Source organism: Sphingopyxis sp. CCNWLW2 (assembly GCF_037095755.1).
Lineage (GTDB): Bacteria > Pseudomonadota > Alphaproteobacteria > Sphingomonadales > Sphingomonadaceae > Sphingopyxis.
Window position 1 is genome coordinate 598,595 of the sequence record NZ_JBAWKJ010000001.1, and the last position, 22,308, is coordinate 620,902.

The window sequence follows — 22,308 nt, forward strand, 5'->3', positions numbered from 1 at the left end:
GGAGAGGATGCACATGAGCGCCGAAGTCATCGTTATCGAAGCCATCGGCTGGGCGGCCGCCGCAATCATCCTCGCCGCCTATATCCTGCTGTCGCTCGGCAGACTCGAGGGGCGCAGCTATCTCTATCAGTGGATGAACGTCGTCGGCGCGGGCGGCTTCATCGTCAATTCGGGCTATAATGGCGCGATTCCGTCGGCGGTGCTCAACGTCATCTGGGCCGCGATGGGATTGTTCACCCTTTGGAGCGTGTGGCGCGTGCGGCAAGCGGCACGCGCCATCGCCCCTTAGGGCTTGGGCGCCCCGGCATTCCACGCCGCAACCTTCGCGCGCGTATCGGCCAGCATCTTGTCGAGCGCCGCCCGATCCTGAACCGTCCCACGCATCACCACCGTGTCGATGGCGCGCGTCGCGACGATATCCTCGAGCGGATTCTTCGTCAGCAACACCAGATCGGCGGCCATGCCGGGCTTGACCGCGCCGTAGCGATCGAGCTGCCCAAACCACGCCGGGCCTGCGCGCGTCGCCGACGCGAGCGCCTGCGCCGGGGTCAATCCCTTCTGCTGGAACAGTTCGATCTCGTCGTGCAGCCCGAAACCCGGATAGTTGAAGCTGTTGAGGAAACCCGCGTCGGTCCCTGCGATGATCGGCACGCCGGCTTCGGCGAGCATCGGCAGGATCGATCCCACCGCTTCGATATGCGCATGGCGCGCCGCGATCGCCGCAGCATCGGCCTTTGCGGCGCGCTCAATCCGCCAGTCATAGGTCTTGCGCAGCTTCGGCCCGATATAGGCGAGGCCCTCGTCCTTCGAGTGATCGTCGCGGTCGAGATAGGTGATGATACGGCTGCCGTTCAGCGTCGGGGTGACGAACACGCCCTTCGCGGCGAAGCGGCGATAGGCGGCCATCGCGGTGGCGCGGTCGAAGCTCGCGCGGAGCCGGCGGTTCGCTTCGGCACGGTCGATACGCTTCGCGGCGAAATCGGCGGCGATCGCAGCCTCGTCCTTCGCGCCGGCGTTATAGGCATAGTCGAGATGCTCGATCGAGCTGATCCCGGCGTCGACCGCCTGATCGACCGTCAACGCCATCGGGATATGCCCCGACGTGCGCAAGCCAAGCGCCTTGGCCTTGGTCAGCGCATAGAGGAACAGTTCGGGTTTCAGCGTGCTGTCGGTGATCTTGACGAAATCGACCTTGTCGCGCGTCTTGAGGCGATCGAGCGCGGCGTCGACATCGGCTTCGCTGCCGACCTCGATCGTCCCTTTCCAGACCGGCGCGATTCCTTCGATCTTTGCGCCCGATGTCAAGAGGCGCGGGCCGAACAGGCTGCCCGCCGCAATCTCGCCGCGCCAGGCGAGCACTTGCTCGGGCAAATCCCCCGAACAGTCGCGGATCGTCGTGATGCCGTTCGCGACATAGAGCGGCAGCAGCGCCTTATTCTCTTCGATCAACTCAGGCCCGCCGCCGAAATGGACGTGCATGTCCCAGAGGCCCGGGATCAGATAGCGCCCCTTGCCCTCGACCGTTCGCGCCGCGTGCCAGTCCTTCGCGATGACCGCATCGGCGCCGACCGCGACGATATCGCCGCCCTTCAGCACCACCGCCTGCCCGGCGATCGCCTTCGCCGCCTCGACATCGACGATCGTCACATGGCGGATGACGACATCGCCATGCTTCTGCGCGGCAGCCGCAGGGGTGGCCGATGCGAAGAGCAACGATGCGAGCGCGACGAGCAAATTTTTCATGGGATGGCCTTTCCGATCTGGGAAGAAGCTTAGCGCCGACACGGCCCATCGAACAGGCCGGATGACGGCGGGCGTCGAAATCAGCGACACGCGCTGCCGCTATCGAAAGCTCGCAATATCCTCGAGCGCCTTCTTCTCCTTGGCGTGAAGCGGCACCGTCGCATTGGCCGCAGGATGGCCGACGACGAGCAGGATATAGGGCTTTTCATAGTCGGGGCGGCCGAGCGCATCGTTGAGAAACGCCATTGGATTGGGCGTGTGGGTCAGCGTCGCGAGCCCCGCATGATGAAGCGCCGCGATCAGGAAACCCGCCGCGATGTTCACCGATTCGGGAACATAATAATTTTTGCGCAGCGCGCCCTCGTGCGGCCCCTTGCGCTGACCAAAGATCGCGATCAGCCACGGCGCATCTTCCAAAAAGGGCTTGTTCGGATCGGTGCCGATCGGCTCCAATGCCGCGAGCCATTCGGCGCTGGCGCGTCCGGCGTAAAATTCGCGCTCCTCCTCTTCGGCAGCTGCACGAATCCGCGTCTTGAGCTCAGGATCGCCAACGACCGCGAAATGCCAGGGCTGATGGTTCGCGCCGCTGGGCGCCGTCCCGGCAGCGCGAATACAGGTTTCGATGATGTCGCGCGGCACCGGGGTTGTCGCAAAATCGCGCACCGTGTGCCGACGGCTGATCTCGGCGTAAAATTCTTCGGCGCGTGCGCGCATATCCGTATCGGTGAAACTCATGCGGTCAGGCAGCGGAATCGCGGTGTAGGGCATTTCGGCATCCTTTCACTTGCCGAATATTATCAGTTTAAATTGTCTGTCAATCTGATATTCTCAGGACGATCGCGACGGTTTATGGCGAGCGCATGGGAGCAACGGAAATCTCGCGATTCGCAGCGAAGTCGGCGGTTGAAACCGTCGCCGACGACATCCTCGACCTGATGCGCCAAGGTCAGATCGCGCCCGGCCAGCGGCTGGTCGAGGCAGACATCGCCGCGCGTTTCGATGTCGCGCGAACAACCGTCCGCGAAGCGTTGCAACGGCTCGAAGCGAAAGGATTTCTGTCGCAGGAACGGCACCGCGGCTTTATCGTCCGCCCGCTGTCACGGGCACGGCTGCGCGAGATATATGATGTTCGTGCCGCGCTCGATGCGATGGCGGCGCAGCACGCCGCACCGGCGATTGCGCGCGATCCCGCCGCGCTCGATGCGCTTGATACGCTAGTCGCGGCGATGAACGCGGCGCGGGCGGCGGGCGACATGGCCGCCTTCACACAGCTCAACGCACGCTTTCATCATCTGATCCGCGAACGCGCCGATAACCGAACCCTCGTCGCCATCCTCGAACAACTCGACCAGTCGGTTTATCATATGCAATTCCGGCTGCTCGTCGAACGCGCCGGCGTTTTCGCCAGCCAGGATGACCATCAAAGACTTTATGGCGCCCTTCGCCTGGGCGACGGCGACACTGCGGCGCGCGAAGCCGCCGACCATGCCCAGCGCGCATTGGCCGAGCTGCTCAAGCTTCCCGACGTGCTATTCTGCAAGGATTGAAAGGCCCGCCCCGCCCGACTTTCGCCAGACCGATTTCGTTGAGGACTGTCACAAAACTGGTGGGCGCTGACGGGCTCGAACCGCCGACCCTCTCGGTGTAAACGAGATGCTCTACCAACTGAGCTAAGCGCCCCCAGATGTCGCCATAAGCGGGAAGCGCGCCCCTGCCATAAGCGGCGACCGCTGGCAAGCCATGCCTCGCGATCGTCAGAGCCAGCCGATATTCTTGAAACGCCAAAACAGGAGCGCGCAGATCACGGCGATCGTGCCGACGACCATCGGATAACCAAAGGTCCAGCCGAGTTCGGGCATATGTTCGAAATTCATGCCATAGATGCCGGCAATCGCGGTCGGCACCGCCAGGATCGCGGCCCATGCGGCGAGCTGGCGCGTGATGACGCCCTGACGCTGCTGTTCGAGCATGCCGTTGGTTTCGATCACCGACGCGGCAATATCGCGCAGCCCGGTCAGGCGGAACTCGGCGCGCTGCACATGGTCCCAGATGTCGCGGTAGAATGGACGCACCGCAGGATCGATATTGGGAAGATCATCGTCGGTCGCGAGCCGGCCGGCGACTTCCTTCATCATCCCGACGAGGCGCTGGAAACGGATGATCTCGTGCCGCTGCGAATAGAGATGCCGGATCTCGGCGGCGTCGAGCGGCGTGTCCATCACGCTTTCCTCGACCGTCAGCATCCGGTCCTCGATCGCGTCGATGACGGGAAAATAGCCATCGACGATGAAATCGAGGACGGCATAGAGAACATAATCGGGACCGTGAGCCAGCTTGGCGGGCAAGGTTTCGAGCCGCGCCCGGATGTCGGTATGCGTGCGCGCCGACCCATGACGGACGCTGACGAAAAAATGGGGGCCAAGGAAAAAGGCGGTTTCGCCCGGATGAATCGTATCGGCGTCGAGATTGGCTGTGCGGGCGATGACGAACAGCTGGTCGCCATAGGCCTCGACCTTCGGCAGCTGGTTCGCCTTCAGCGCATCCTCGACCGCGAGCGGATGGAGGCCGAAGCGTTTCGCAATCCCTTCGAGCTCGCCCGGCGTCGGCTCGTACAGGCCAAGCCAAAAGAAATCGCCATTGTCGCAATCTTCGGGAATCGCCTCATCCGTGCCGATGTCGCGGACAAGCTTGCCGTCATGATAAACGCGGGCGGCCATAATCGGCATCGGCAGAAAACTCCGTTGAAGTGGGCGCTTACATAGTGCGCCCCGCAATGAAGGGAAATGGTCCCGGCTTTGGGGCTAGATATCCCGGCTGTCATATGCCCATTGCAGCAGCGCCTGCCGCTGTTTCGGCCGGCAAAAGGGATCGCCCGGTTCGCAATGCTTGCGTATTTGCGCGGCGTGACGCCGGAACGCGCGCCACCGCGCGATCTGGCGATGATCCTCGCCCGGCATCCGCCGCCCCGAATAATAGCGGCAATACCATTGGAACCAGCCGCGCGGGTCGTCGGGATGGATCCACCCTTTCTGGAGCCATACGCGCAGGGGAACGCTCGCCCTTATGCCGAAATAGTTGAGCGAGCAGTCGGCATGTTCGGGCGAAAGCTTCGCCTTCCTGAACCAGCTCGCCGGGAATTCGGCGGTGCAGTCGGTCATATATTTGCCGCAGAACACCCCGAGCTCCAGCATCTCGGCCGGTGTGAGTTCGGGTTCGAACCTGGGATCGAACGCCTTGCCGACCGGGGCCGTACGCAAATAGCGATAACCCTGCTGCATCCGGTCGTTCACGACCACTTCGACGGCTTCCTTCATGGCCGAAACCTACCCGGGCCGATCGGCGCGGGCCACGCCTATTCGTCGAGCGCCTCGAAATAACGGCCGAGCGCGTCAGAGGCGCCCTCGGCGAGCGCGATGAAGATGCGGCGGCCATCGTGCGGGTCGTCTTCGCGCAGGAACAGGCCGGCGTCCGTCATCGTCTTGATCCAGCGCAGCGCGGTCGTCGCGGGGACCGCGGCGGCAATGCACAGGCTCGACACCGACACCGGTTGGCGTTCGAGCCGCGCGGCATAGAGGTCGAGCAGCATGTCCCATGCCGGATCGGCGAACAGGTCGGCGGGGAAATATTGCTCGCGCATCCGCCGCTGACGCAGGATCCGCCGCACGGCCTTGGCACGCTGCCGGTCGAGCGTGCGATCTTCGGGAATAAAGCTGCGCGGCATCGCGGCAAAGTCGCGCGCGGGCGCACGGACCTGTCCCGCATAGTCGGCCAGATCCTCGGCCCGCGATGCAAAGCCCATGGGTGTGCCGGGAAGACCGCCCCGCTGCCCGGCAAGATCGCCGAGCAGGCGCGAAATGCGCGCGACCTCTTCCTGCAGCCGGTCGATCCGCTCCATCGCATCGTCGCGCGCGATGTCGTGGAGGATGCCGTGCCGTATCCGCCGTGCTGCCGCCAAGGCCATGAGCCGGTCGGTCGGATCGGGTTCGACCAGAAACTGAACGTCGAGCGGCGCCGGAATGGCGGCCACGACCCGGTCGAGCGCGACCAGTGTAGTTTCGCATATGATGCTGCAGCCCCGCTCGCCGGCCGCCGCGCATATGTCGCCCAGCGTTTCGGCTTCGATCGTCTCCGCCGCGGCGAGCCAGACAATGTCCAGCGTCGCTGTTTCCTGGATGTAATCCGCCGCCTGAGGCGGCGGGAGCGTTCTGACGAGGCGCACTGCGGCGAGCGAAGCCGTGTCGGGCCAATCGGCTTCTGACCCCACGAACAACAGCGGCGACGCAACACCGTCGGGGATTGGTCCGCCAATCGTCTCGGGCGGTCCGGCGTGTCCTGCAGCGAAAGCGCCTGGCGCGATTGCCGATGTATCCAGCGTCTGCGTCACTTGGCCCATCATGCTACCTGTCCCCCATCGCTCCATCCTGGCGTAAGCATGCCGTCATTTCGGCGGCATTCACCTTTTGTTCGCTCCCGTTTGCCGCCAATCCGGACCCAAGCTTGATATCGGCAAGAGTCGGCGCGCGTCGACCGTTGAGGAATTGGTCCATTTTGGACATGATTTGTTCTCATCGTCAATCCTTAATTCACCCTTGCCAAGCCGCCGCCATCGAGTCAGGCGGGATCCGATGGTTTCAGGCTCCTCCTCGCTCGCGCGGCTGCGCTGGCGGCGGCGCTTCCGGTCGCTGCTCGCGTTGCTGCTGCTCGCCGGGCTCGCCTTTGTGGCGTGGGTGTGGTTGCCGGCACCCGCGCTGACCGTGCCGCTCGTCCATGTGATCGACGGCGACAGCCTGACGGTACGCCAGGATGATGCGCCGCTGACGATACGCCTGACCGGCATCGACGCGGTCGAATATCGGCAGGACTGCGCGCGCGGCACAACGCGGTGGCCGTGCGGGCGCGAAGCACGCGCCGCGCTCGAAAAGCTCGCGGGCCGCGGCCCGCTCCATTGCGAGGTCGCGGCAAAGGATCGTTACGACCGCACCCTCGCCGCGTGCCGCACCGCCGCCTTCCCCGATGGCATCGACCTCGGTGCCGAAATGACGCGGCTCGGCTGGGCGGTGGCGACCAGCGACGCCTATATGGTCGAAGAAGCTGAGGCGCAGGCCAAACGGCGCGGAATCTGGCAAGGCGACTTCGTCCGCCCCGAAAGCTGGCGCGCGACGCACGAACGCTCCACCACCCCGGCGGCCCAGCCCGACGCCTAGAAATGGCCCGCTATGCCTCGCGCCCGTTTCGGGCTAGGGCGAGCGCATGAACAGCCTGTTTCCCGTTATGATCGGCGGCGCGATCGGCGCCGGCGCCCGCCATCTGGTCGGTCAGGCGATGCTCGCGCGGTTCGGCCCGGCCTTCCCGTGGGGGACGTTGTCGATCAATATCGTCGGCAGCCTCTTGATGGGCCTGCTCGTCGGCTGGCTCGTACGCAGCGGCGGCGGCGACACCGCGCGGCTGTTCGTCGGCGTCGGGATTCTCGGCGGCTTCACCACCTTTTCCTCTTTCAGCATGGAATATTGGATGCTTTTCGAACGCGGCCAAAATGCGCAGGCAGCCGCCTATGTCCTCGCGTCGGTAATCGGCGCGATCGCCGCCTGCGGGCTCGGCCTGTTCATCGTGCGGCAGGTGCCGGCATGAGCGAGCCCAAGGCAAATCTCGACGGCGCCACCATCGCCGAGGAAGACGACGGCATCCGCCTCGACCGCTGGTTCAAGCGCCACCGCGAGGGCACGCCGCACGCGCTGCTCGCGCGCTGGGCGCGCTCGGGACAGCTGACGCTCGACGGCAAAAAGGCCGATGTGTCGGACCGCATCGCGACCGGGCAGAAACTCGTCATGCCGACCCCGCCCGTCGAAACCGCCGCGCGCCCGGCACGCAAGGGCCGTCCGCTGACCGACGCCGATATCGAACTCGCGACGGGAATGCTCATCCACCGCGATGCCAGCGCGATCGTGCTCAACAAGCTGCCGGGGCTCGCGACGCAGGGCGGCACCAAGACCGAACAGCATGTCGACGGGCTGCTCGACGCGCTGAAATTCGATGGGCCGACGCGGCCCAAGCTCGTCCACCGGCTCGACAAGGACACGTCGGGCGCGCTGCTCATCGCGCGGACGCCGAAGGCCGCGGCCTATTTCGCCAAAAGCTTTTCGAACCGCAGCGCGAAGAAGACCTATTGGGCGATCGTCGTCGGCGTGCCCGATATCCAGCAGGGCGAAATCGACCTGCCGCTCGCCAAGCAGCCGGGATCGGGCGGCGAGAAGATGCACGTCCACGACAGCGGCCTCGCGTCGAAGACGCGCTATCGTGTCATCGAGCGCGCGGGCAACAGCGCGGCGTGGGTCGAGCTGCAACCGCTGACCGGGCGCACGCACCAGCTGCGCGTCCATATGGCGGCGATCGGTCATCCGATCGTCGGCGACGGCAAATATGGCGGCAAGGGCGCCTTCCTGACCGGGACGATCAGCCGCAAGATGCACCTCCACAGCCGCCGCCTGCGCATCGACCACCCCGACGGCGGCGCGATCGACATCAGCGCCGAGGTGCCCGAGCATTTCGCGGCGAGCCTAGACGCGCTCGGCTTCGACCTGCTGCTCGGCGAGGTCGGGATCGACGATGTCGCCAAGGGTCCGCCGACGAAAGCAGCAGAGAAAGCGGCCGCCAAGGCGCACAGCAAGCAGATCCGCAAGGCGCGGCGCGGCGAGCGGCGCGGCCGCACGGCCGAGAGCAAGCCGACCGATTTCGTCGGCAAGCCGAAGCCCAAGACGAAAGCGAAACCGGGCAAGCCCGGCAAGCTGGCGCCCGGGAAACCCGCGGGCAAGAAGCCGAGCGCCAGGAAGCATCCGGCGCGCCCGCCCAAAGCGAGCTGATGCACCCGAACTCCGCCTTCCGCCCGCGGCAGGACGATCTCGCCGAATTGCTCGTGCGCGAGATCGGCTTTGCCGCGATCTTTGCGAGCACCCCCGACGGGCCGCGCGTCGCGCATGCGCCGGTGGTGCTGAGCGACGATCGGGCGACGCTGCAATTCCACCTCGCGCGCGGCAACGCGCTCACCCGCCACCTGGCCGGCGCGAACGCGCTCGCCGTCGTGCAGGGCCCCGACGCCTATGTCAGCGCGAGCTGGTACGCCGACGCCGACCAGGTGCCGACGTGGAATTATGTCGCGATCGAGATGGAAGGCGTGGCGCGCAAACTCGACGATGCCGAACTGGTCGCACAGCTCGACACGCTGTCTGCGGCGCATGAAGCGCGTGTTGGCGCCAACCCGCCCTGGACACGGGGCAAGATGAACCCGGCGCTGTTCAGCAAGATGACCGGCGCCATCACCGGTTTCGAAATGCGCATCGCCGCGTGGCGCCCGACGATCAAGCTGTCGCAGAACAAGTCCGCCGAGGAGCGCGGGCGCGTGATCGAAGGCGTCGAGGCGACCGGTCATGGCGCGCTCGCGCAGTTGATGCGTCACCTTGGCGGCGATAAGGCGGACGCATGACCCAAGCCGACGACGCCCTCGCCAAGAAACGTTTCTTTGCCCTCTCGATCATGCGCCTGATGGGCGTCGCCTTTGCGATGATCGGTTTCATCCTGATCAGCGGCGGTTTCACGCTGGCGGGCCAGCCGACCGACCGCTGGATCGGCGCCGCGATCGTGCTGATCGGCGCATTCGATTTCGCCGTTATGCCGCTGCTGCTCGCGCGCCGCTGGCGGTCGCCCAAAAACCCGTGAAGCGTTTCTGGAAAGAGGTCGCCGTCGCCCTCGAGGACGGCGGCTGGGGCATCGCGCTCGATGGCCGGCCGGTACGTACGCCGCAGCGCGCGCCGCTGGCTGTCGCAAGCGCCGCACTCGCCGAAGCGATCGCCGCCGAATGGCGCGATGTGGGCGAGACGATCGATCCCGCCGCCATGCCGATGACGGGCCTGACCAACGCCGCGATCGACCTGGCGACACCCGACCGCGCCGCCTTCGCCGCGCCGATCGCCGCTTATGCCCAGAGCGACGTCTTCTGCTATCGCGACGCGCGCGACGCCGCGCTGCAGGCCGAGCAGGCGGCGGCGTGGAACCCGCTGCTCGCCTGGGCCGAGGCACGCTATGGCATTGAATTTACCCTGACGCAGGGCGTGCTGCCGGTCGACCAACCCGCAGCAACGGTTGCGACGCTGCAGGACGCAGTGCTGGCGCAGGACGCATGGCGGATCACCGCGCTGACGCCGTTGGTGACGATCGGCGGATCGCTCGTCGCGGGCCTCGCCTTGCTCGAAGATGCGTTCGACGCCGACGCCTTGTGGGAAGCGGTCAGCCTCGACGAACTCTATCAGGAACGCCGCTGGGGCGCGGACAGCGAAGCGCAAAAAGCACGCGCCACCCACAAACGCGACTGGGACAATGCGGCACGGTTTCTGACGTTGCTCTAACCCCGAGAACCCGTTCGCATCGAGCGAAGTCGAGATGCCCATCGACCTTGCGCGACACCGATTGGTGTCTCGACTTCGCTCGACACGAACGGAGAACGGGCATCAGCTTAATCGGCGAAGTTCGGTTTCCGCTTCTGCATCCCCGCCATCACCGCTTCCATCTGGTTAGGCGTGCGGATCACCTTCACCTGCTCGTCGCTTTCGGCCTGCAGGATTTGAGCGTCGCTCGCATCGGCGAGCATGTTGCAGAGCCGCTTCGCGCCGCGGATCGCATGCGGATTCTTGTCGGCGATCACTTCGGCGAGTTCCATCGCTTTCGCCAGCGGATCGTCCGACACATGCGTCGCAAAGCCGAGCAGCTTCGCCTCCGATCCGTTGAATTCACGGTTGGTGTAGATCATCTCGCGCAGCACATCGTCGGCGACCTGCGTGCGCCACAGCGCCATGCCGGCGACATCGGGCACAAGCCCCCAGCGCATTTCCATGATGGCGACGCGCGTGTCGGGGTGGACGATGCGGATGTCGGCCGCCGCCATGATCTGGCTGCCCGCGCCAAAGGCAACACCGTGCACCGCGGCAATCACGGGCACCGGAATCTCGCGCCAGCCCCACGCGGCATATTGCGCGTTGTTCGCGATGCCCTTCGTCCGGTCGGACAGGGTGCCGCCAGCGCTGCTCGCGCCCGGATCGCGATCATTGCTGAGGCTCGACAAGTCGAGCCCGGCGCAGAAAGCCCGTCCCTCGCCCGACAGCACGACGACGCGGAGGCCCGTCGTCGCCTTGAGCTGATCGATCGCTTCGGCGAGCGCCTCCCACATCGCGGGGTCGAGTGCGTTCATCTTGTCGGCGCGGATCAGCCGGACGTCGGCGATCCCGCCTTCGAGCATGGTGATCGAAATACGGTCCTTCATGGGAGAGTCCTTGCAAGCGCTGCCTCGACGAGCGGCAGTTGGTCGTTTCCAAAATACATGTCGTCGCCGTCGACGAAGATCGTCGGCGAACCATAGCCGCCGCGCGCGATGACTTCATCGGTATTCGCGCGCAGCCGGGCCTTGACGGCATCGCTGCCCGCCGCGACCGCCAGCGCGGCGCCATCCAGCCCTTCGGCATCGGCGACCGCGGCGAGCACGGCGGGGTCGTCGAGATTTTCCTGCCGGTCGAAATAGCTCGTGAAGGCGCCGCGTGCGAAGCGGACGAGCGCGGCCTGATCTTCCTCAAGGGCGCAGCAAAACCGCATCGCGGTGATGCTCTTCGCCGGGTGCCACTGCGACGGGAAATTCATCGGGACGCCCGCAAGTCGCGCCCAGTCCTGCAGCACCTTCCAGCTATGCTGCAACCGCCGGTTGTCGGCCTGCTCGCGCGCGGCATAGACGGCGGGGTTCACCGCATTAACACCCCGCCGACCAGGATCGGCCGATAGACCGCCGTGGTCCCCGCGCGTTCGAGCACGCCCGGCAGATTATGGAACGCAAGGCAGGTCCAGGGCGAGGACAGGTCAAAGAAGAATTCGACGCGCGCGGCCATCGAATCAAGCCTCCGCCTTCGTTTTCTCCCAATACTGGTCGCGGAGCAGGCGTTTGTAGAGCTTGCCCGTATCGTGACGCGGCAGCGCTTCCATGAAATCGATGCGGCGCGGGATTTTCACGCCCGACAATTTCTCGCGCGCATAGGTCAGCAACTCGGCCCGGAAGGCGTCGGTCGCGTCGGCCATGTCGGCGGGCTGGATGACCGCGATCACCTCCTCGCCCATTTCGTCGTGCGGGCCGCCGACGACCGCGACGTCGGCGACCTTGGGGTGGGTGACCAGATGGTTCTCGATTTCCTGCGGATAGATGTTCACCCCGCCCGAGATGATCATAAAGCTCTTGCGATCGGTGAGGTAGAGGAAGCCACCTTCATCAACTTTGCCCACATCGCCGAGGGTCGACCAGCCCTTCGAATTGCGGCTCGACGCCGTTTTTTCATTATCCCCATGATATTCGAAGACATTTTCGCTTTCGAAGAAAACCGCGCCTTCTTCGTTTGCGCCAAGCTCGGTTTCGTTATCCTCGCCCATGATGTGGATTGCGCCGAGGATCGGGCGGCCGACGCTGCCCTTGTGCGCCAGCCAGTCGGCGCTGGAGATGAAGGTCATGCCATTGCCTTCGGACCCGGCATAATATTCGAACAAGACCGGCCCCCACCAGTCGATCATCGCCTGCTTCACCGGCACCGGGCACGGCGCCGCGGCGTGGATCGCGACCTTGAGCGACGAGGTGTCGTAGCGCGTGCGGACGTCGTCCGGCAGCTTGAGCATGCGCACGAAATGTGTCGGAACCCACTGGCTGGCGTTCACGCGATATTTTTCGATGTGCGCCAGCGCCGTCTCGGGATCGAATTTCTTCATCAGCACGACGGTGCCGCCGAGGCGGTGGATCGTCATCGACCAGCGCAGCGGCGCGGCGTGATAAAGCGGTGCGGGCGAGAGATAGATGCTGTCGGCGTTGATCTGGAATATCGCCGAGGCGAGCATGACGAGGCTGTTCGCCGCGTCGATCGCGGGGTCTTCGGGCAGCGGCACGCGCACCCCCTTGGGCCGTCCGGTGGTGCCCGACGAATAAAGCATGTCGACCCCGGCGCGCTCGTCGGCCACCGGCGTCGCGGGCATCGCGGCGACGGCATCCTCCCAGCTTTCATAGCCGGGGATCGTTCCGCCCATCGCGAAGCGCTTGATGCCGGTCGTCAGCTGCTGCGCGGCGCTCGCAAGGCTAGCCGACACGATCAGAATCTGCGCGCCCGAATTTTCGAGGATATAGTCGGTCTCATCCTGCGTCAGCCGCGACGAGATGCAGACATAGCGGAGCCCCGCGCGCTGCGCGCCCCACGTCAGCCCATAATAATGCGGCGTGTTGTCGAGCATGAAAGCGACGACATCCTCATGCCCCAGCCCGTGCGAGCGGAAGAGCTGCGCAGCGCGGTTCGAGGCCGCGTCGAGTTCGCCATAGCTGATCGCTTCCCCCGTCTCGGCGACGATGATCGCGGCTTTGTCGGGATTGGCGCTGGCGTGGACTGAGGGGTGCATCGGGCATCATCTCCGGGAATCGTTGCTTTCTTTATGTCGAAGATCAGTAGCAACCTGAAACTTTCGGTCAAGCAAGCTGGGACCGGTGACAGGACCCCGATCCAGAAGCGGCAAATTGCGACGCAAGATTGGGAGATGCCGGACCTAATCCGGACGCGACCGCAAGGCGTAGCCCATGCCCTTCACCGTGCGCAGCATCGGCCAGTCGAACCCCCGATCGACCTTGGCGCGCAGCCGCGACATATGCACCTCGACGCGGTTGGTGCCGGGATCGAAATCGAGCCGCCACACCGCGCGAAGCAGCGCGCCGCGCGAAAGCGGCCGGTCTGGCACGCGCGCAAGATTCGCGAGCAGGTCGAATTCGCGGAGCGGCAGGCGGATGAGCCGGCCCGCACGCTCGACACGCCGGTCGATCAGGTCGATGCTGAGTTCGCCCTCGCCGAGCTGCCCGGTGGCGATGCTGCTGCGGCGCAACAGGCTGGCGACCCGCGCGAGCACTTCGGGGAGATTATCGGTCCAGCCAACGGCATCGTCGGCCCCCGCGCCGAGCGCGACCATCCGGTCGTCGAGGGTGTCGCGGTCTGATAGGGCGATCAGCGGCCGGCGCCCGGCGATCGACGTAGCCAATCGGACGAACTCGGACGGCTCCTGCCAGTCGAGAAAGGGGTTGATAAGTAACAGGCTGAAACAGCTGTCGACCCAGGGGCGAAGCCCGTTCACATGCGGCGGCAGGAATTGCACCGCCAAACCCGCGGCCTCGATCGCCGCACCGAGGACATCGGCCCGTGCACCTACGGGATGATAGATAGCGACCAGCAACTTCCGGTCGCCTTGCCCGGCAATATCCGATGATGCCATCCGCATCCCCCGTCGTCGACGCAACATCTTGTCGCCCCGCCGCCCCACCGGCATTGCACCGCCTTTCGGCTGTGCTAACCCATGGGCCATGACCTGTATCGAAATGCTTGACGGCGACTTCGCCACCCTGCCCGACCTTGTCCGTGCCCATGCCGCGGAGCGTCCCGATGCCGTAGCGGCTGCCGACGCGCTGCGGCGGCTGAGCTGGTCCGAACTGGATCAATTGACCGACCGAATCGCCGCGCGGTTACAGCAGGACGGATTCAAAAAAGGGGATCGCACCGCGATCGCCGGCCTCAACAGCGTCGAGCAGATGGCGGTGATCCTCGGCACGCTGCGCGCCGGCGGGGTCGCGGGGCTCGTCACCAACAGCGCGACGGGCGAGCAGATGGCGGCGATGATCGCCGACACCGGCGCGCGCCACCTGTTCCTCGATAATGCTGCGAAGACGAGCCTGGAAGGGCATGTCATCGCCGCGAGCGACCTGATCGCGATGGACGGCAGCGACGCGGGAACGCCGCTCGATGCCTGGCTGTCGCTCGCGGGCGCCAGGCCCGCGCCGGTCGAGATTCTGCCCGAGGACGGCTTCAACATCATCTATTCGTCGGGGACAACGGGCACGCCCAAGGGCATTATCCATAGCCACGCGATGCGCTGGCAGCATATCATCCGCGGTGCGCCCGCTTACGGCCCCAATGCCGTGACGATCCTGTCGACCCCGCTCTATTCCAACACGACGATGGCGAGCTTCATGCCGACCGTCGGATCGGGCGGACAAGTCGTGATGATGAAGAAATTCGACGCGCGCGGATTCCTCGAACTCGCGGCGCGCGAGCGCGCGACGAACACGATGCTGGTCCCCGTACAGTACCGCCGGATCATGGCGCTCGAGGATTTCGGCGACTTCGACCTCTCCAGCTTCGTCGTCAAATATTGCACTTCGGCGCCCTTCCCCGCGGCGCTGAAGGCCGATGTGCTCCGGCGCTGGCCCGGCGGGCTCGTCGAGATTTATGGCATGACCGAGGGCGGCGCGGCGTTCATCCTCGAGGCGCATCAATTCCCCGACAAATTGCACACCGTCGGCAAGCCCGCGCCGGGCCATATCGCAAAGGTGATCGACGAGGACGGCAACGAGCTGCCGCAAGGATCGGTCGGCGAGGTCGTCGGCCGTTCACCCGCGATGATGACGGGATATAACAACCGTCCCGACGCGACCAAGGCGATGCACTGGTACGATGCCGAGGGGAATCTCTTCTATCGCCACGGCGACATTGGCCGCATCGACGAGGACGGCTTCCTGACCTTGATGGACCGCGCCAAGGACATGATCATCTCGGGCGGCTTCAACATCTTCCCGAGCGATCTGGAGGCGATATTGATCGCCGACGAGCGCGTCGTCGAGGCCGCGGTGGTCGGCATGCCAAGCGAGGAATGGGGCGAGACGCCGGTGGCGTTCGTCGTGCTGAAACCCGGCGCCGATGCCGAGGCCGTGCGCGCCGACTGCAACGCCAAGGTCGGCAAGACGCAACGGCTGAGCGCGATTACGGTCGTGGAAGAGTTGCCACGCAGCCCGATCGGCAAGGTGCTGAAACGCGAACTTCGGGATGCGTATGCGCAGTAGCGTCGGGCCGTCAGCTTTCGACCGAATGTTGCCGCACTCTCTCTACTTCGTCATTCCCGCGAAAGCGGGAACCCAGGGATGGGCCAGCCGACGGACGCGCTGGGTCCCCGCTTTCGCGGGGATGACGACGTAAGGAAAAGGGCGGCGTCCGCTTCCCACCCCAAAACCGCCATACACCGTTTCGATCAGGCCAAACCCGCAGCCGCTATCGCCGCCAGCGCATTCTGCAACCGCGCGTCGCCTTCGCCATCGACCCACGCCCATTTGAGCCGCCGCCGGTCGAGTTCGCCGATCGCGACCTCCATGAACTGATCGCGCGCGAGTTCGCTGCCGAACAGGCGCGTGCCGTCCTCTTCCCACGAAAGGTCCATCGCGGGGACGAGATAGAGGTCGGCGACCTCGTCCCAAAGGTCGATCTCGGGCAGGCGGCGGCCGAGCAGCATGATCGCCCACGCCTGCGTCATCAGCGGATCGGTGTCCGAAATCAGCCATATGGGCCGCTGCGCGAGCGCTGCGCGCGTCGCCGCGCGATGCCCGTCGAAGATCGCGAGCAGGTCGACCTCGTCGAGATTGGTGCCGTTTGCCTCGGCATAGGTGCGGCCATATTCGGGGACGACGAGCCCGCCGAGCTGGAGCGCGAGGCGCGGCGCGAGCGTCGATTTGCCGGTGCTTTCGGCGCCGTGGAGGCAGATATGCCGCGTCATGGCGCCGCCCTGCCCGCCGCCGCCGCGCGCCGCCACTGGAGCAGGCCGTCGATCGACAGGCCGAGCAGCACGACATAGACCGCGCTGGTCGCATAGAGCCCGCGCGACGCGAAGAGCGGCACCGCGATCAGGTCGACGAGGATCCAGAGGAACCAGCTTTCGACCCGGCGCCGCGCGAGCAGCCATTGCGCGGTGATGCTGAGGATCGCGATCGCACCGTCGATCCACGGCGCGACCGCGTCGGTGTAGCGGTCCATCGCAAAGCTCCACCCGGCCCACGCGGCGATCGTCGTGAGCGCCCAGCCCCGCCGCGCCCGCTCGGTCATCCAGCGCACCGGCACCCCGCTATCGTCGCGCGCGCGCATCCAGGCCGCCCAGCCATAGAGGTTGAGCGCGAAGAAAAAGCCCTGCAGCAGCATGTCGCTGTAAAGTTTCGCTTCGAAAAAGACGAAGGCGTAGAGCGTCACCGCGACGAGCGCGAAGGGATAGTTCCATACGCTGCGCAACGCGACGAGCGCGACATTGGTCAGCACGAACGCCGCGGCGATCCACTCGAGATAGCTCATTCGCTGGCCTCATGCCGCGCGCGTGTCCACAGCCCCTCGCGGCTGATCCGCCGCTGCGGTGGACGGCGCAGCACCGACCAGCCCGCGCGTGCGACCCAGCCCAGTTTCGCGAAGAGCGAGGTTCCAGCGCGGTGATCCCACGCGTGGTCGCCGCGCGCCCGCACCTCGCGCGCGATGTCGCCATAGATGCCCGCGGCGGCGAGCACTGCCCAGCGGCTGCGCGGGGGCAATTTGCGCGCCCCCCAGCGCGCCGAGGCCTCATATTCCTCGGCCATTTCGGACAGCCATTTCGCCATCACCGACAGGCGCCCGCGAAAGGCGGGGTGCATGTGCTGGCCGGGCGGGATGTCGAGTTCGACCATCCATTCGACGGGCAGGTAGCAGCGGTCGGCTGCGGCATCCTCGGCGACGTCGCGCGCGATATTGGCGAGCTGGAATGCGATGCCGAGGTCCGAGGCACGGTCGAGCGTCGTCTCGTCGGCGGGGTCGATACCCATCACCAGCGCCATCGCGACCCCCACCGCGCCCGCGACATGATAGGAATAGCGCAGCAGGTCGGCCTCGCTGCGCGGGCGCCAGTCCTTTGCATCGAGTTCGAAACCCGCGATGATATCGTCGATCACCCAGCGCGGGATCGCGACTTCGGTCAGCAGGAAGCCGAGCGCGTCGAACGCCATCTCGCCCGTGGGCTCGCCTGCAAAAGCCTTGTCGGTCTGCGCGCGGATATGCGCGACCGCAGCCACCGGGTCATAATCGGGCTTCATCGCGCCGCCATGATCCTGGCCGTCGGTCAGATCGTCGGCGGCGCGGCACCAGGCATAGAGCAGCCAGACGCGCTCGCGCGTTTCGCGGTCGAAGAGCTGGCTCGCCAGCGCGAAGCTTTTCGATCCGCGCGCGATGCTGTCGTGCGCGAAACCGTGGAGGGCATGTGCATCATAGGCCCCCGCCTCGCTCATTACAGATTTTCGGCCTTCATCGCGAAGATCGTCTTGTGCGGCACATAGGCCGCCATTTTTTCGAGCAGATCGTCGAGCCCCGCGTCGACGATCATAATCCCGGCGTGTGCGGGGCGGATGAAACCGACCTCGATCATGTTGCGGTTGAACGCGATGAGGTCGTTGTAGAAACCCGCGGCGTTGAGCAGCCCGACGGGCTTAGTATGATAGCCGAGCTGCGCCCAGCTGATCGCTTCCCACAATTCGTCCATCGTGCCGACCCCGCCGGGGATGGTGAGGAAGCCGTCGGAGAGGTCGGTGAACATCTTCTTGCGTTCGTGCATGCCCGAAACGACGTGGAGCTCGGTGCAGCCGCGGTGCGCGACCTCGGCGCCGACGAGCGCGTCGGGGATGATCCCGATCACTTCGCCGCCCGCCTCGAGCGCGCTATCGGCGACCGCGCCCATTAGTCCCAATCGCCCGCCGCCATAGACGACGCCGATGCCGCGCTCGGCCAAGGTGCGCCCGACGTGGCGCGCGGTTTCGATATAGATCGGATCTTCGGGGGTCGCGGACCCGCAATAGACGGCAAGGCGTTTCATAAATCTTCCAACATCAGATTGGCGGTCGCTTTGGCACTGCCGACGACGCCGGGAATTCCTGCGCCCGGATGCGTTCCCGCGCCGACGAAGTAAAGGTTGGAAATGACATCGTCGCGGTTGTGGGCGCGGAACCAGGCGCTTTGCCACAGTAGGGGCTCAAGACTGAACGCGCTGCCGAGATGCGCCGACAGGTCGCGATGGAAATCGGCGGGGGTGTAGTGGAAGCGGGTAACGAGATTGGCGCGAAGGCCGGGGGCGACGCGGCGTTCGACCTCTTCGAGGATCGCGTCAGCGAAGCGCTCGCCGAATGCGCCGTCCCAGTCGGCCTTCGCCTTCCCCAGATGCGCGACGGGGGCGAGCGCATAAAAGGTCGAATGCCCCGGCGGCGCCATGCCGGGGTCGGTGACGCTGGAGTGGTGGAGGTAGAGCGAGAAATCCTGAGGAATCACGCCGCCGTAAATGTCGTCGAGCAACCCCTGGTAGCGCGGGCCGAACAGGATGCTGTGGTGCGCGATATCGGGATATTCGCCCTTCACGCCGAAATGGACGACGAAGAGCGAGGGCGACCAGCGTTTGCGCGCGAGGCTCCTTGCGACCTTTGCCCCGCGCGGATGCCCCGCGAGCAGGGCCTTGTAGCTGTGCATCAGGTCGCCGTTGCAGGCGACCATATCGGCGTCGCCATGCCACCCGCATTGTGTCGTCACGCCCGTTACGCGGTCGCCCGCGGTTTTGATCTTCGCTACCGGATCGCCGAGCCGCAGCGTCCCGCCGAGCCGTTCGAACAGCCGCACCATGCCGCGCACCAGCGCATTGGTGCCGCCGCGCGCGAACCAGACGCCGCCTTCTTTCTCGATCGTGTGGATCAGCGCATAGATCGCACTCGTCGTCATCGGGTTACCGCCGACAAGCAGGGTGTGGAACGACAGCGCCTGCCGCAGCCTTTCGTCCTGAACGTATGACGACACGATCGAATAGACGCTGCGCCACGCCTGATATTTCATCAGCGCGGGCGCCGCCTTGATCATCGAGGCAAAGTCGAGAAAGGCGACCGCGCCGAGCTTGACATAGCCCTGCTCGTACACGCCCTTCGAATATTCGAGGAAGCGATCGTAGCCGGCGACATCGGCGGGGTGGAGCTTGGCGATTTCGGCGCGGAGCGCGGCCTCGTCGTTCGAATAGTCGAAGTTGGTCCCGTCGGGCCAGTTCAGGCGGTAGAAGGGCATGACAGGGAGAAGGTCAACGTCGGCGGCCATCTTCTGCCCGCTCAGCGCCCAGAGTTCCTCCAGACACGGCGGATCCGTGATGACAGTCGGCCCCGCGTCGAAGGTGAAGCCATCGCGGACCCAGTGGTACGCCCGCCCGCCGGGCTTGTCGCGTGCCTCAACGACGGTCGTTTCGACGCCCGCCGATTGCAGCCGGATCGCCAATGCGAGGCCGCCAAACCCTGCGCCGACGACGATCGCGCGGCGCGTCATCGCCAGTCGCGTTTCCACAACGCCGCAATCGCGCGGCCGATCGGCACGGGGGGCTTGCCCGACAGGATGCGCAGCTTGTCCGTCGTCGTCGACCGCCCGGCATAGAAACGCGCGATCAGCCCCGGCGACAGGCGATAGAAACGCTCGAAGATGCGGTAGCGCGCGCCGGGCTCGGCCGCGCGAAAGAGCATCGCGCCGAGCATGCGGTAAAAGCGTTGACGCCGCCATGACGCCGCCGCGCGGTCGCGGAGGATGGCGGGAAGGTCGGTGCGGTCGACGATTCCGGGCAGCGATGATGCGATGCGCACGGCATCGGGAAGCGAATAGCCGGTGGTCGCATGGAACATCCCCGCGCGCACTCCGATCCGCGCGGTGCGGTCGGAGGCGGGCCACAACCGGTCGAAATCGCCCGCGATCACCACGGGCAGCACGCCGCTTTCCTCACGCGTCGTCGCGGCGACGTCCCAGCCCCGCGCCGCCGCATAGGCCGCGATCCGTTCGCGTATCACCGGGGTATCGAGATCGGCGTCGTCGCTGTAATAGGTGTCCTCGATGAACAATGTCTCGGCATCGAAGGGCAGCAGATAGACGAAGCGATAGCCGTCCAGTTGCGGGGCGGTCGCGTCCATCACGACGGGGTGCTCGACGCCGTGCCCGCCCTTCATCGTCAGCGCCTGCCCGACGAACTTTTGCCAGCCGCACTCGAGGCCCGCGAATTTGGTCGCGCCGCGCGCGTCGATGACATGCTTTGCGGACAGCCGTCCGCCGCGCGCCAGAAGCAGATGGTCGGGCGCGACATGCTTGGCCTTGTCGGCGATGACATGCCCCGCAGGAAGCGCCGCCATGACGGCATCGGCGAGCGCTTCGCCGGTGATGCTCTTATACCCCATGCGCAGCCGGCGCTCGTGCGACGGGAAGCGTACATCGTAGCGCGGCCAGTGATGACGGACGAGCGGCGCGACGAGCCAGCGGTCCTTCTTTGCGATGTCGCTGTCGAAAAAGGACCAGATATGATTGCCGCCAATCGGCCCCGGCTCGACCAGCCGTATGTCGAGGTCGGGGCGCTTCGCCGCGAGCGCAAGCGCCGCGAGCCCGCCGGCGAGCCCGCCGCCGACGATCGCGATGTCGCATCTATCGTTGCTCTGCCCCACCATAACCCTGCCTTAGCCACGCGAACGCGCGGGCGCAAAGCCATTGCAACGCGGCGATGAGCGGCTAGCCTTGCGCGATGACCGGCTGGCCGATCCTTTTGTCCGCGTTCGCGATGACCGCGATCGTCGGCGTGCGCTATCTGATCACCAGCGGCGGCTTTGCGCTCGCGACGCGGTGGAAGCACCCGGGCCTCTATCGCGGGCTCGAACCGCAGATGCGGCGCGAGGTCGGATGGAGCCTTTTGAGCGCCGCGATTTACGGGGTTCCGGCGGGCGTCGTCGCATGGGGGTGGCAGGCGCATGGCTGGACGCGCATCTACACCGACGTCACCGCCTTTCCGCTGTGGTATCTGCCGCTTAGCCTGCTCGCTTACCTGTTGATCCATGACACATGGTTTTACTGGACGCATCGTTGGATGCACCGTCCCGCGCTATTCAGAATCGCCCATTCGGTCCATCACGACAGCCGCCCGCCGACCGCGTGGGCAGCGATGAGTTTCCATCCCTTGGAGGCGATCACCGGCGCGATCGTCATCCCTGCGCTCGTCTTCCTGATCCCGATCCACGTCGCAATTCTGGGATTGGTCTTGGCGATTATGACCGTGATGGGCGTGGGCAATCATATGGGGTGGGAGATGTTTCCGCGCGCGCTGGTGCATGGACCCGCGGGCCGATGGCTGATAACCGCGACGCATCACCAGCAGCATCACGCCGCTTACCGGGGAAATTATGGGCTCTATTTCCGCTTCTGGGACAAGGCATGCGGCACGGATCTTGGCCTTGGCCATTTCAGCCGCGCTGCTGACCGGCGCAGCCGCGCCGTCGCCGACAGTTGATGTCAGCGTCAACGGATTGCGTAGCACGAAGGGGCAGGTCCTCGTCTGCCTGACCACCAATCCCAAAGCCTTTCCCGATTGCAGCAAGGACAAGGAGTCGGTGCGCCTGGCGGTGAAGACGGCCGATGCCGGCGATTTCGCCATCCGCGCCCCCGCGACCGGCACCTATGCGATCGCGGTCGTCCACGACGAGAATAACAACAACAAGATGGATACAGCGATCTTCTTGCCCAAGGAAGGCTTCGGCTTTTCGCGCAACCCCACGATCACCGTCGGACCGCCGAGCTTCAAATCGGCGAGCTTTGTCGTCGAACATGACATCCGCCAGTCGATCAAGATGAAATATATGCTCTGATCGAA

27 protein-coding genes and 1 tRNA gene are annotated in these 22,308 nt (G+C 65.4%); 11 read left to right on the plus strand and 17 right to left on the minus strand.

From position 1 onward, the window contains the following. Positions 1–13 precede the first annotated feature (13 nt). Positions 14–289: a CBU_0592 family membrane protein gene (locus V8J55_RS02730; protein ID WP_336444277.1), complete on the plus strand. Its 276-nt coding sequence runs from the start codon at positions 14–16 to the stop codon at positions 287–289. On the opposite strand, the gene V8J55_RS02735 is transcribed toward V8J55_RS02730, so the two are convergent. Together V8J55_RS02735 and V8J55_RS02740 are read right to left on the minus strand one after the other, a co-directional pair. Next, on the minus strand, positions 286–1,743 hold the full coding sequence (locus V8J55_RS02735; protein ID WP_336444278.1) for an amidohydrolase family protein: 1,458 nt from the start codon (positions 1,741–1,743) through the stop codon (positions 286–288). The genes V8J55_RS02730 and V8J55_RS02735 overlap by 4 nt on opposite strands. 99 nt (positions 1,744–1,842) lie before the next feature. Continuing rightward, the gene (locus tag V8J55_RS02740) at positions 1,843–2,511 is read right to left on the minus strand and encodes a nitroreductase family protein (RefSeq protein ID WP_336444279.1); all 669 of its coding nucleotides are present in this window, start codon (positions 2,509–2,511) and stop codon (positions 1,843–1,845) included. Between the two features lie 92 nt (positions 2,512–2,603). On the opposite strand from V8J55_RS02740, the gene V8J55_RS02745 reads away from it, so the two are divergent. Further along, a complete protein-coding gene (locus V8J55_RS02745) occupies positions 2,604–3,290 on the plus strand; it encodes a GntR family transcriptional regulator (RefSeq protein ID WP_336444280.1) in 687 nt (228 codons plus the stop codon). 57 nt (positions 3,291–3,347) lie between these two features. Here the strand turns inward: V8J55_RS02745 and V8J55_RS02750 are convergent. The 4 genes from V8J55_RS02750 to V8J55_RS02765 form a co-directional block, all read right to left on the minus strand. After that, positions 3,348–3,423, minus strand: a tRNA-Val gene (locus V8J55_RS02750). Positions 3,424–3,497: 74 nt separating this feature from the next. Continuing rightward, entirely contained in the window at positions 3,498–4,469 is a 972-nt protein-coding gene (locus V8J55_RS02755; RefSeq protein WP_336444281.1) for a magnesium and cobalt transport protein CorA, read from the minus strand. Between the two features lie 75 nt (positions 4,470–4,544). Further along, a complete protein-coding gene (locus V8J55_RS02760; RefSeq protein WP_336444282.1) occupies positions 4,545–5,057 on the minus strand; it encodes a hypothetical protein in 513 nt (170 codons plus the stop codon). A gap of 38 nt (positions 5,058–5,095) precedes the next feature. Beyond that, the gene (locus tag V8J55_RS02765; protein ID WP_336444283.1) at positions 5,096–6,127 is read right to left on the minus strand and encodes a MarR family transcriptional regulator; all 1,032 of its coding nucleotides are present in this window, start codon (positions 6,125–6,127) and stop codon (positions 5,096–5,098) included. 241 nt (positions 6,128–6,368) lie between these two features. On the opposite strand from V8J55_RS02765, the gene V8J55_RS02770 reads away from it, so the two are divergent. The 6 genes from V8J55_RS02770 to V8J55_RS02795 are packed head-to-tail and all read left to right on the plus strand — an operon-like array spanning position 6,369 to position 10,139. Beyond that, positions 6,369–6,947, plus strand: a complete 579-nt coding sequence (locus V8J55_RS02770; protein ID WP_336444284.1) for a thermonuclease family protein — start codon at positions 6,369–6,371, stop codon at positions 6,945–6,947. Positions 6,948–6,993: 46 nt separating this feature from the next. Continuing rightward, on the plus strand, positions 6,994–7,371 hold the full coding sequence (crcB, locus tag V8J55_RS02775; RefSeq protein WP_336444285.1) for a fluoride efflux transporter CrcB: 378 nt from the start codon (positions 6,994–6,996) through the stop codon (positions 7,369–7,371). After that, positions 7,368–8,600, plus strand: a complete 1,233-nt coding sequence (locus tag V8J55_RS02780) for an RluA family pseudouridine synthase (protein WP_336444286.1) — start codon at positions 7,368–7,370, stop codon at positions 8,598–8,600. The genes crcB and V8J55_RS02780 overlap by 4 nt, the downstream gene beginning before the upstream one ends. After that, positions 8,600–9,220 carry an FMN-binding negative transcriptional regulator gene (locus tag V8J55_RS02785; protein WP_336444287.1) on the plus strand — a complete coding sequence of 207 codons (621 nt, stop codon included), beginning with the start codon at positions 8,600–8,602 and terminating at the stop codon, positions 9,218–9,220. The genes V8J55_RS02780 and V8J55_RS02785 overlap by 1 nt, the downstream gene beginning before the upstream one ends. Continuing rightward, positions 9,217–9,453, plus strand: coding sequence for a hypothetical protein (locus V8J55_RS02790; protein WP_336444288.1), 237 nt, complete (start codon positions 9,217–9,219; stop codon positions 9,451–9,453). Before V8J55_RS02785 ends, V8J55_RS02790 begins: the two co-directional genes overlap by 4 nt. Beyond that, positions 9,450–10,139, plus strand: coding sequence for an ATP12 family chaperone protein (locus tag V8J55_RS02795; RefSeq protein WP_336444289.1), 690 nt, complete (start codon positions 9,450–9,452; stop codon positions 10,137–10,139). The genes V8J55_RS02790 and V8J55_RS02795 overlap by 4 nt, the downstream gene beginning before the upstream one ends. Before the next feature lie 107 nt (positions 10,140–10,246). On the opposite strand, the gene V8J55_RS02800 is transcribed toward V8J55_RS02795, so the two are convergent. From V8J55_RS02800 to V8J55_RS02820, 5 genes are all read right to left on the minus strand, one after another. Then, positions 10,247–11,050: a crotonase/enoyl-CoA hydratase family protein gene (locus V8J55_RS02800; RefSeq protein ID WP_336444290.1), complete on the minus strand. Its 804-nt coding sequence runs from the start codon at positions 11,048–11,050 to the stop codon at positions 10,247–10,249. Then, positions 11,047–11,523, minus strand: a complete 477-nt coding sequence (locus V8J55_RS02805) for a DsbA family protein (RefSeq protein ID WP_336444291.1) — start codon at positions 11,521–11,523, stop codon at positions 11,047–11,049. Before V8J55_RS02805 ends, V8J55_RS02800 begins: the two co-directional genes overlap by 4 nt. Beyond that, positions 11,520–11,663: a hypothetical protein gene (locus V8J55_RS02810; RefSeq protein WP_336444292.1), complete on the minus strand. Its 144-nt coding sequence runs from the start codon at positions 11,661–11,663 to the stop codon at positions 11,520–11,522. Before V8J55_RS02810 ends, V8J55_RS02805 begins: the two co-directional genes overlap by 4 nt. A gap of 4 nt (positions 11,664–11,667) precedes the next feature. After that, positions 11,668–13,200 (minus strand): acyl-CoA synthetase, encoded by a 1,533-nt coding sequence (locus tag V8J55_RS02815; protein WP_336444293.1) that lies wholly within the window; start codon positions 13,198–13,200, stop codon positions 11,668–11,670. A 144-nt stretch (positions 13,201–13,344) separates the two neighbouring features. Next, complete coding sequence (locus tag V8J55_RS02820) at positions 13,345–14,058, minus strand: response regulator transcription factor (RefSeq protein ID WP_336444294.1); 714 nt, start codon at positions 14,056–14,058, stop codon at positions 13,345–13,347. 88 nt (positions 14,059–14,146) lie between these two features. Here V8J55_RS02820 and V8J55_RS02825 point away from each other — a divergent pair, with 88 nt between their 5' ends. After that, complete coding sequence (locus V8J55_RS02825; protein ID WP_336444296.1) at positions 14,147–15,679, plus strand: class I adenylate-forming enzyme family protein; 1,533 nt, start codon at positions 14,147–14,149, stop codon at positions 15,677–15,679. A 185-nt stretch (positions 15,680–15,864) separates the two neighbouring features. Here V8J55_RS02825 and V8J55_RS02830 read toward each other — a convergent pair whose 3' ends face one another. The 6 genes from V8J55_RS02830 to crtY are packed head-to-tail and all read right to left on the minus strand — an operon-like array spanning position 15,865 to position 21,115. After that, positions 15,865–16,383: an AAA family ATPase gene (locus V8J55_RS02830; protein WP_336444297.1), complete on the minus strand. Its 519-nt coding sequence runs from the start codon at positions 16,381–16,383 to the stop codon at positions 15,865–15,867. Beyond that, positions 16,380–16,949 carry a nicotinamide riboside transporter PnuC gene (gene pnuC, locus V8J55_RS02835; protein WP_336444298.1) on the minus strand — a complete coding sequence of 190 codons (570 nt, stop codon included), beginning with the start codon at positions 16,947–16,949 and terminating at the stop codon, positions 16,380–16,382. The genes V8J55_RS02830 and pnuC overlap by 4 nt, the downstream gene beginning before the upstream one ends. Next, positions 16,946–17,905: a phytoene/squalene synthase family protein gene (locus tag V8J55_RS02840; protein WP_336444299.1), complete on the minus strand. Its 960-nt coding sequence runs from the start codon at positions 17,903–17,905 to the stop codon at positions 16,946–16,948. Before V8J55_RS02840 ends, pnuC begins: the two co-directional genes overlap by 4 nt. Continuing rightward, on the minus strand, positions 17,905–18,486 hold the full coding sequence (locus tag V8J55_RS02845) for a TIGR00730 family Rossman fold protein (RefSeq protein ID WP_137888974.1): 582 nt from the start codon (positions 18,484–18,486) through the stop codon (positions 17,905–17,907). Before V8J55_RS02845 ends, V8J55_RS02840 begins: the two co-directional genes overlap by 1 nt. Next, positions 18,483–19,961 carry a phytoene desaturase gene (locus tag V8J55_RS02850; RefSeq protein ID WP_336444300.1) on the minus strand — a complete coding sequence of 493 codons (1,479 nt, stop codon included), beginning with the start codon at positions 19,959–19,961 and terminating at the stop codon, positions 18,483–18,485. The genes V8J55_RS02845 and V8J55_RS02850 overlap by 4 nt, the downstream gene beginning before the upstream one ends. Then, positions 19,958–21,115 (minus strand): lycopene beta-cyclase CrtY, encoded by a 1,158-nt coding sequence (gene crtY, locus V8J55_RS02855; protein WP_336444301.1) that lies wholly within the window; start codon positions 21,113–21,115, stop codon positions 19,958–19,960. Before crtY ends, V8J55_RS02850 begins: the two co-directional genes overlap by 4 nt. A gap of 74 nt (positions 21,116–21,189) precedes the next feature. Between crtY and V8J55_RS02860 the strand changes: the two genes are divergently transcribed. Together V8J55_RS02860 and V8J55_RS02865 are read left to right on the plus strand one after the other, a co-directional pair. Further along, positions 21,190–21,948, plus strand: coding sequence for a sterol desaturase family protein (locus tag V8J55_RS02860; RefSeq protein ID WP_336444302.1), 759 nt, complete (start codon positions 21,190–21,192; stop codon positions 21,946–21,948). Further along, on the plus strand, positions 21,893–22,303 hold the full coding sequence (locus V8J55_RS02865; protein ID WP_336444303.1) for a DUF2141 domain-containing protein: 411 nt from the start codon (positions 21,893–21,895) through the stop codon (positions 22,301–22,303). Before V8J55_RS02860 ends, V8J55_RS02865 begins: the two co-directional genes overlap by 56 nt. Positions 22,304–22,308: the final 5 nt, after the last annotated feature.

Excerpts from the sequence above, each read along its gene's own strand:
- V8J55_RS02730 (WP_336444277.1), top strand. The coding sequence starts at position 14 with ATGAGCGCCGAAGTCATCGTTATCGAAGCCATCGGCTGGGCGGCCGCC.
- V8J55_RS02735 (WP_336444278.1), bottom strand. The coding sequence starts at position 1,743 with ATGAAAAATTTGCTCGTCGCGCTCGCATCGTTGCTCTTCGCATCGGCC.
- V8J55_RS02740 (WP_336444279.1), bottom strand. The coding sequence starts at position 2,511 with ATGCCCTACACCGCGATTCCGCTGCCTGACCGCATGAGTTTCACCGAT.
- V8J55_RS02745 (WP_336444280.1), top strand. The coding sequence starts at position 2,604 with ATGGGAGCAACGGAAATCTCGCGATTCGCAGCGAAGTCGGCGGTTGAA.
- V8J55_RS02755 (WP_336444281.1), bottom strand. The coding sequence starts at position 4,469 with ATGCCGATTATGGCCGCCCGCGTTTATCATGACGGCAAGCTTGTCCGC.
- V8J55_RS02760 (WP_336444282.1), bottom strand. The coding sequence starts at position 5,057 with ATGAAGGAAGCCGTCGAAGTGGTCGTGAACGACCGGATGCAGCAGGGT.
- V8J55_RS02770 (WP_336444284.1), top strand. The coding sequence starts at position 6,369 with ATGGTTTCAGGCTCCTCCTCGCTCGCGCGGCTGCGCTGGCGGCGGCGC.
- crcB (WP_336444285.1), top strand. The coding sequence starts at position 6,994 with ATGAACAGCCTGTTTCCCGTTATGATCGGCGGCGCGATCGGCGCCGGC.
- V8J55_RS02780 (WP_336444286.1), top strand. The coding sequence starts at position 7,368 with ATGAGCGAGCCCAAGGCAAATCTCGACGGCGCCACCATCGCCGAGGAA.
- V8J55_RS02785 (WP_336444287.1), top strand. The coding sequence starts at position 8,600 with ATGCACCCGAACTCCGCCTTCCGCCCGCGGCAGGACGATCTCGCCGAA.
- V8J55_RS02790 (WP_336444288.1), top strand. The coding sequence starts at position 9,217 with ATGACCCAAGCCGACGACGCCCTCGCCAAGAAACGTTTCTTTGCCCTC.
- V8J55_RS02800 (WP_336444290.1), bottom strand. The coding sequence starts at position 11,050 with ATGAAGGACCGTATTTCGATCACCATGCTCGAAGGCGGGATCGCCGAC.
- V8J55_RS02810 (WP_336444292.1), bottom strand. The coding sequence starts at position 11,663 with ATGGCCGCGCGCGTCGAATTCTTCTTTGACCTGTCCTCGCCCTGGACC.
- V8J55_RS02815 (WP_336444293.1), bottom strand. The coding sequence starts at position 13,200 with ATGCACCCCTCAGTCCACGCCAGCGCCAATCCCGACAAAGCCGCGATC.
- V8J55_RS02820 (WP_336444294.1), bottom strand. The coding sequence starts at position 14,058 with ATGGCATCATCGGATATTGCCGGGCAAGGCGACCGGAAGTTGCTGGTC.
- V8J55_RS02825 (WP_336444296.1), top strand. The coding sequence starts at position 14,147 with ATGACCTGTATCGAAATGCTTGACGGCGACTTCGCCACCCTGCCCGAC.
- V8J55_RS02830 (WP_336444297.1), bottom strand. The coding sequence starts at position 16,383 with ATGACGCGGCATATCTGCCTCCACGGCGCCGAAAGCACCGGCAAATCG.
- pnuC (WP_336444298.1), bottom strand. The coding sequence starts at position 16,949 with ATGAGCTATCTCGAGTGGATCGCCGCGGCGTTCGTGCTGACCAATGTC.
- V8J55_RS02840 (WP_336444299.1), bottom strand. The coding sequence starts at position 17,905 with ATGAGCGAGGCGGGGGCCTATGATGCACATGCCCTCCACGGTTTCGCG.
- V8J55_RS02845 (WP_137888974.1), bottom strand. The coding sequence starts at position 18,486 with ATGAAACGCCTTGCCGTCTATTGCGGGTCCGCGACCCCCGAAGATCCG.
- V8J55_RS02850 (WP_336444300.1), bottom strand. The coding sequence starts at position 19,961 with ATGACGCGCCGCGCGATCGTCGTCGGCGCAGGGTTTGGCGGCCTCGCA.
- crtY (WP_336444301.1), bottom strand. The coding sequence starts at position 21,115 with ATGGTGGGGCAGAGCAACGATAGATGCGACATCGCGATCGTCGGCGGC.
- V8J55_RS02860 (WP_336444302.1), top strand. The coding sequence starts at position 21,190 with ATGACCGGCTGGCCGATCCTTTTGTCCGCGTTCGCGATGACCGCGATC.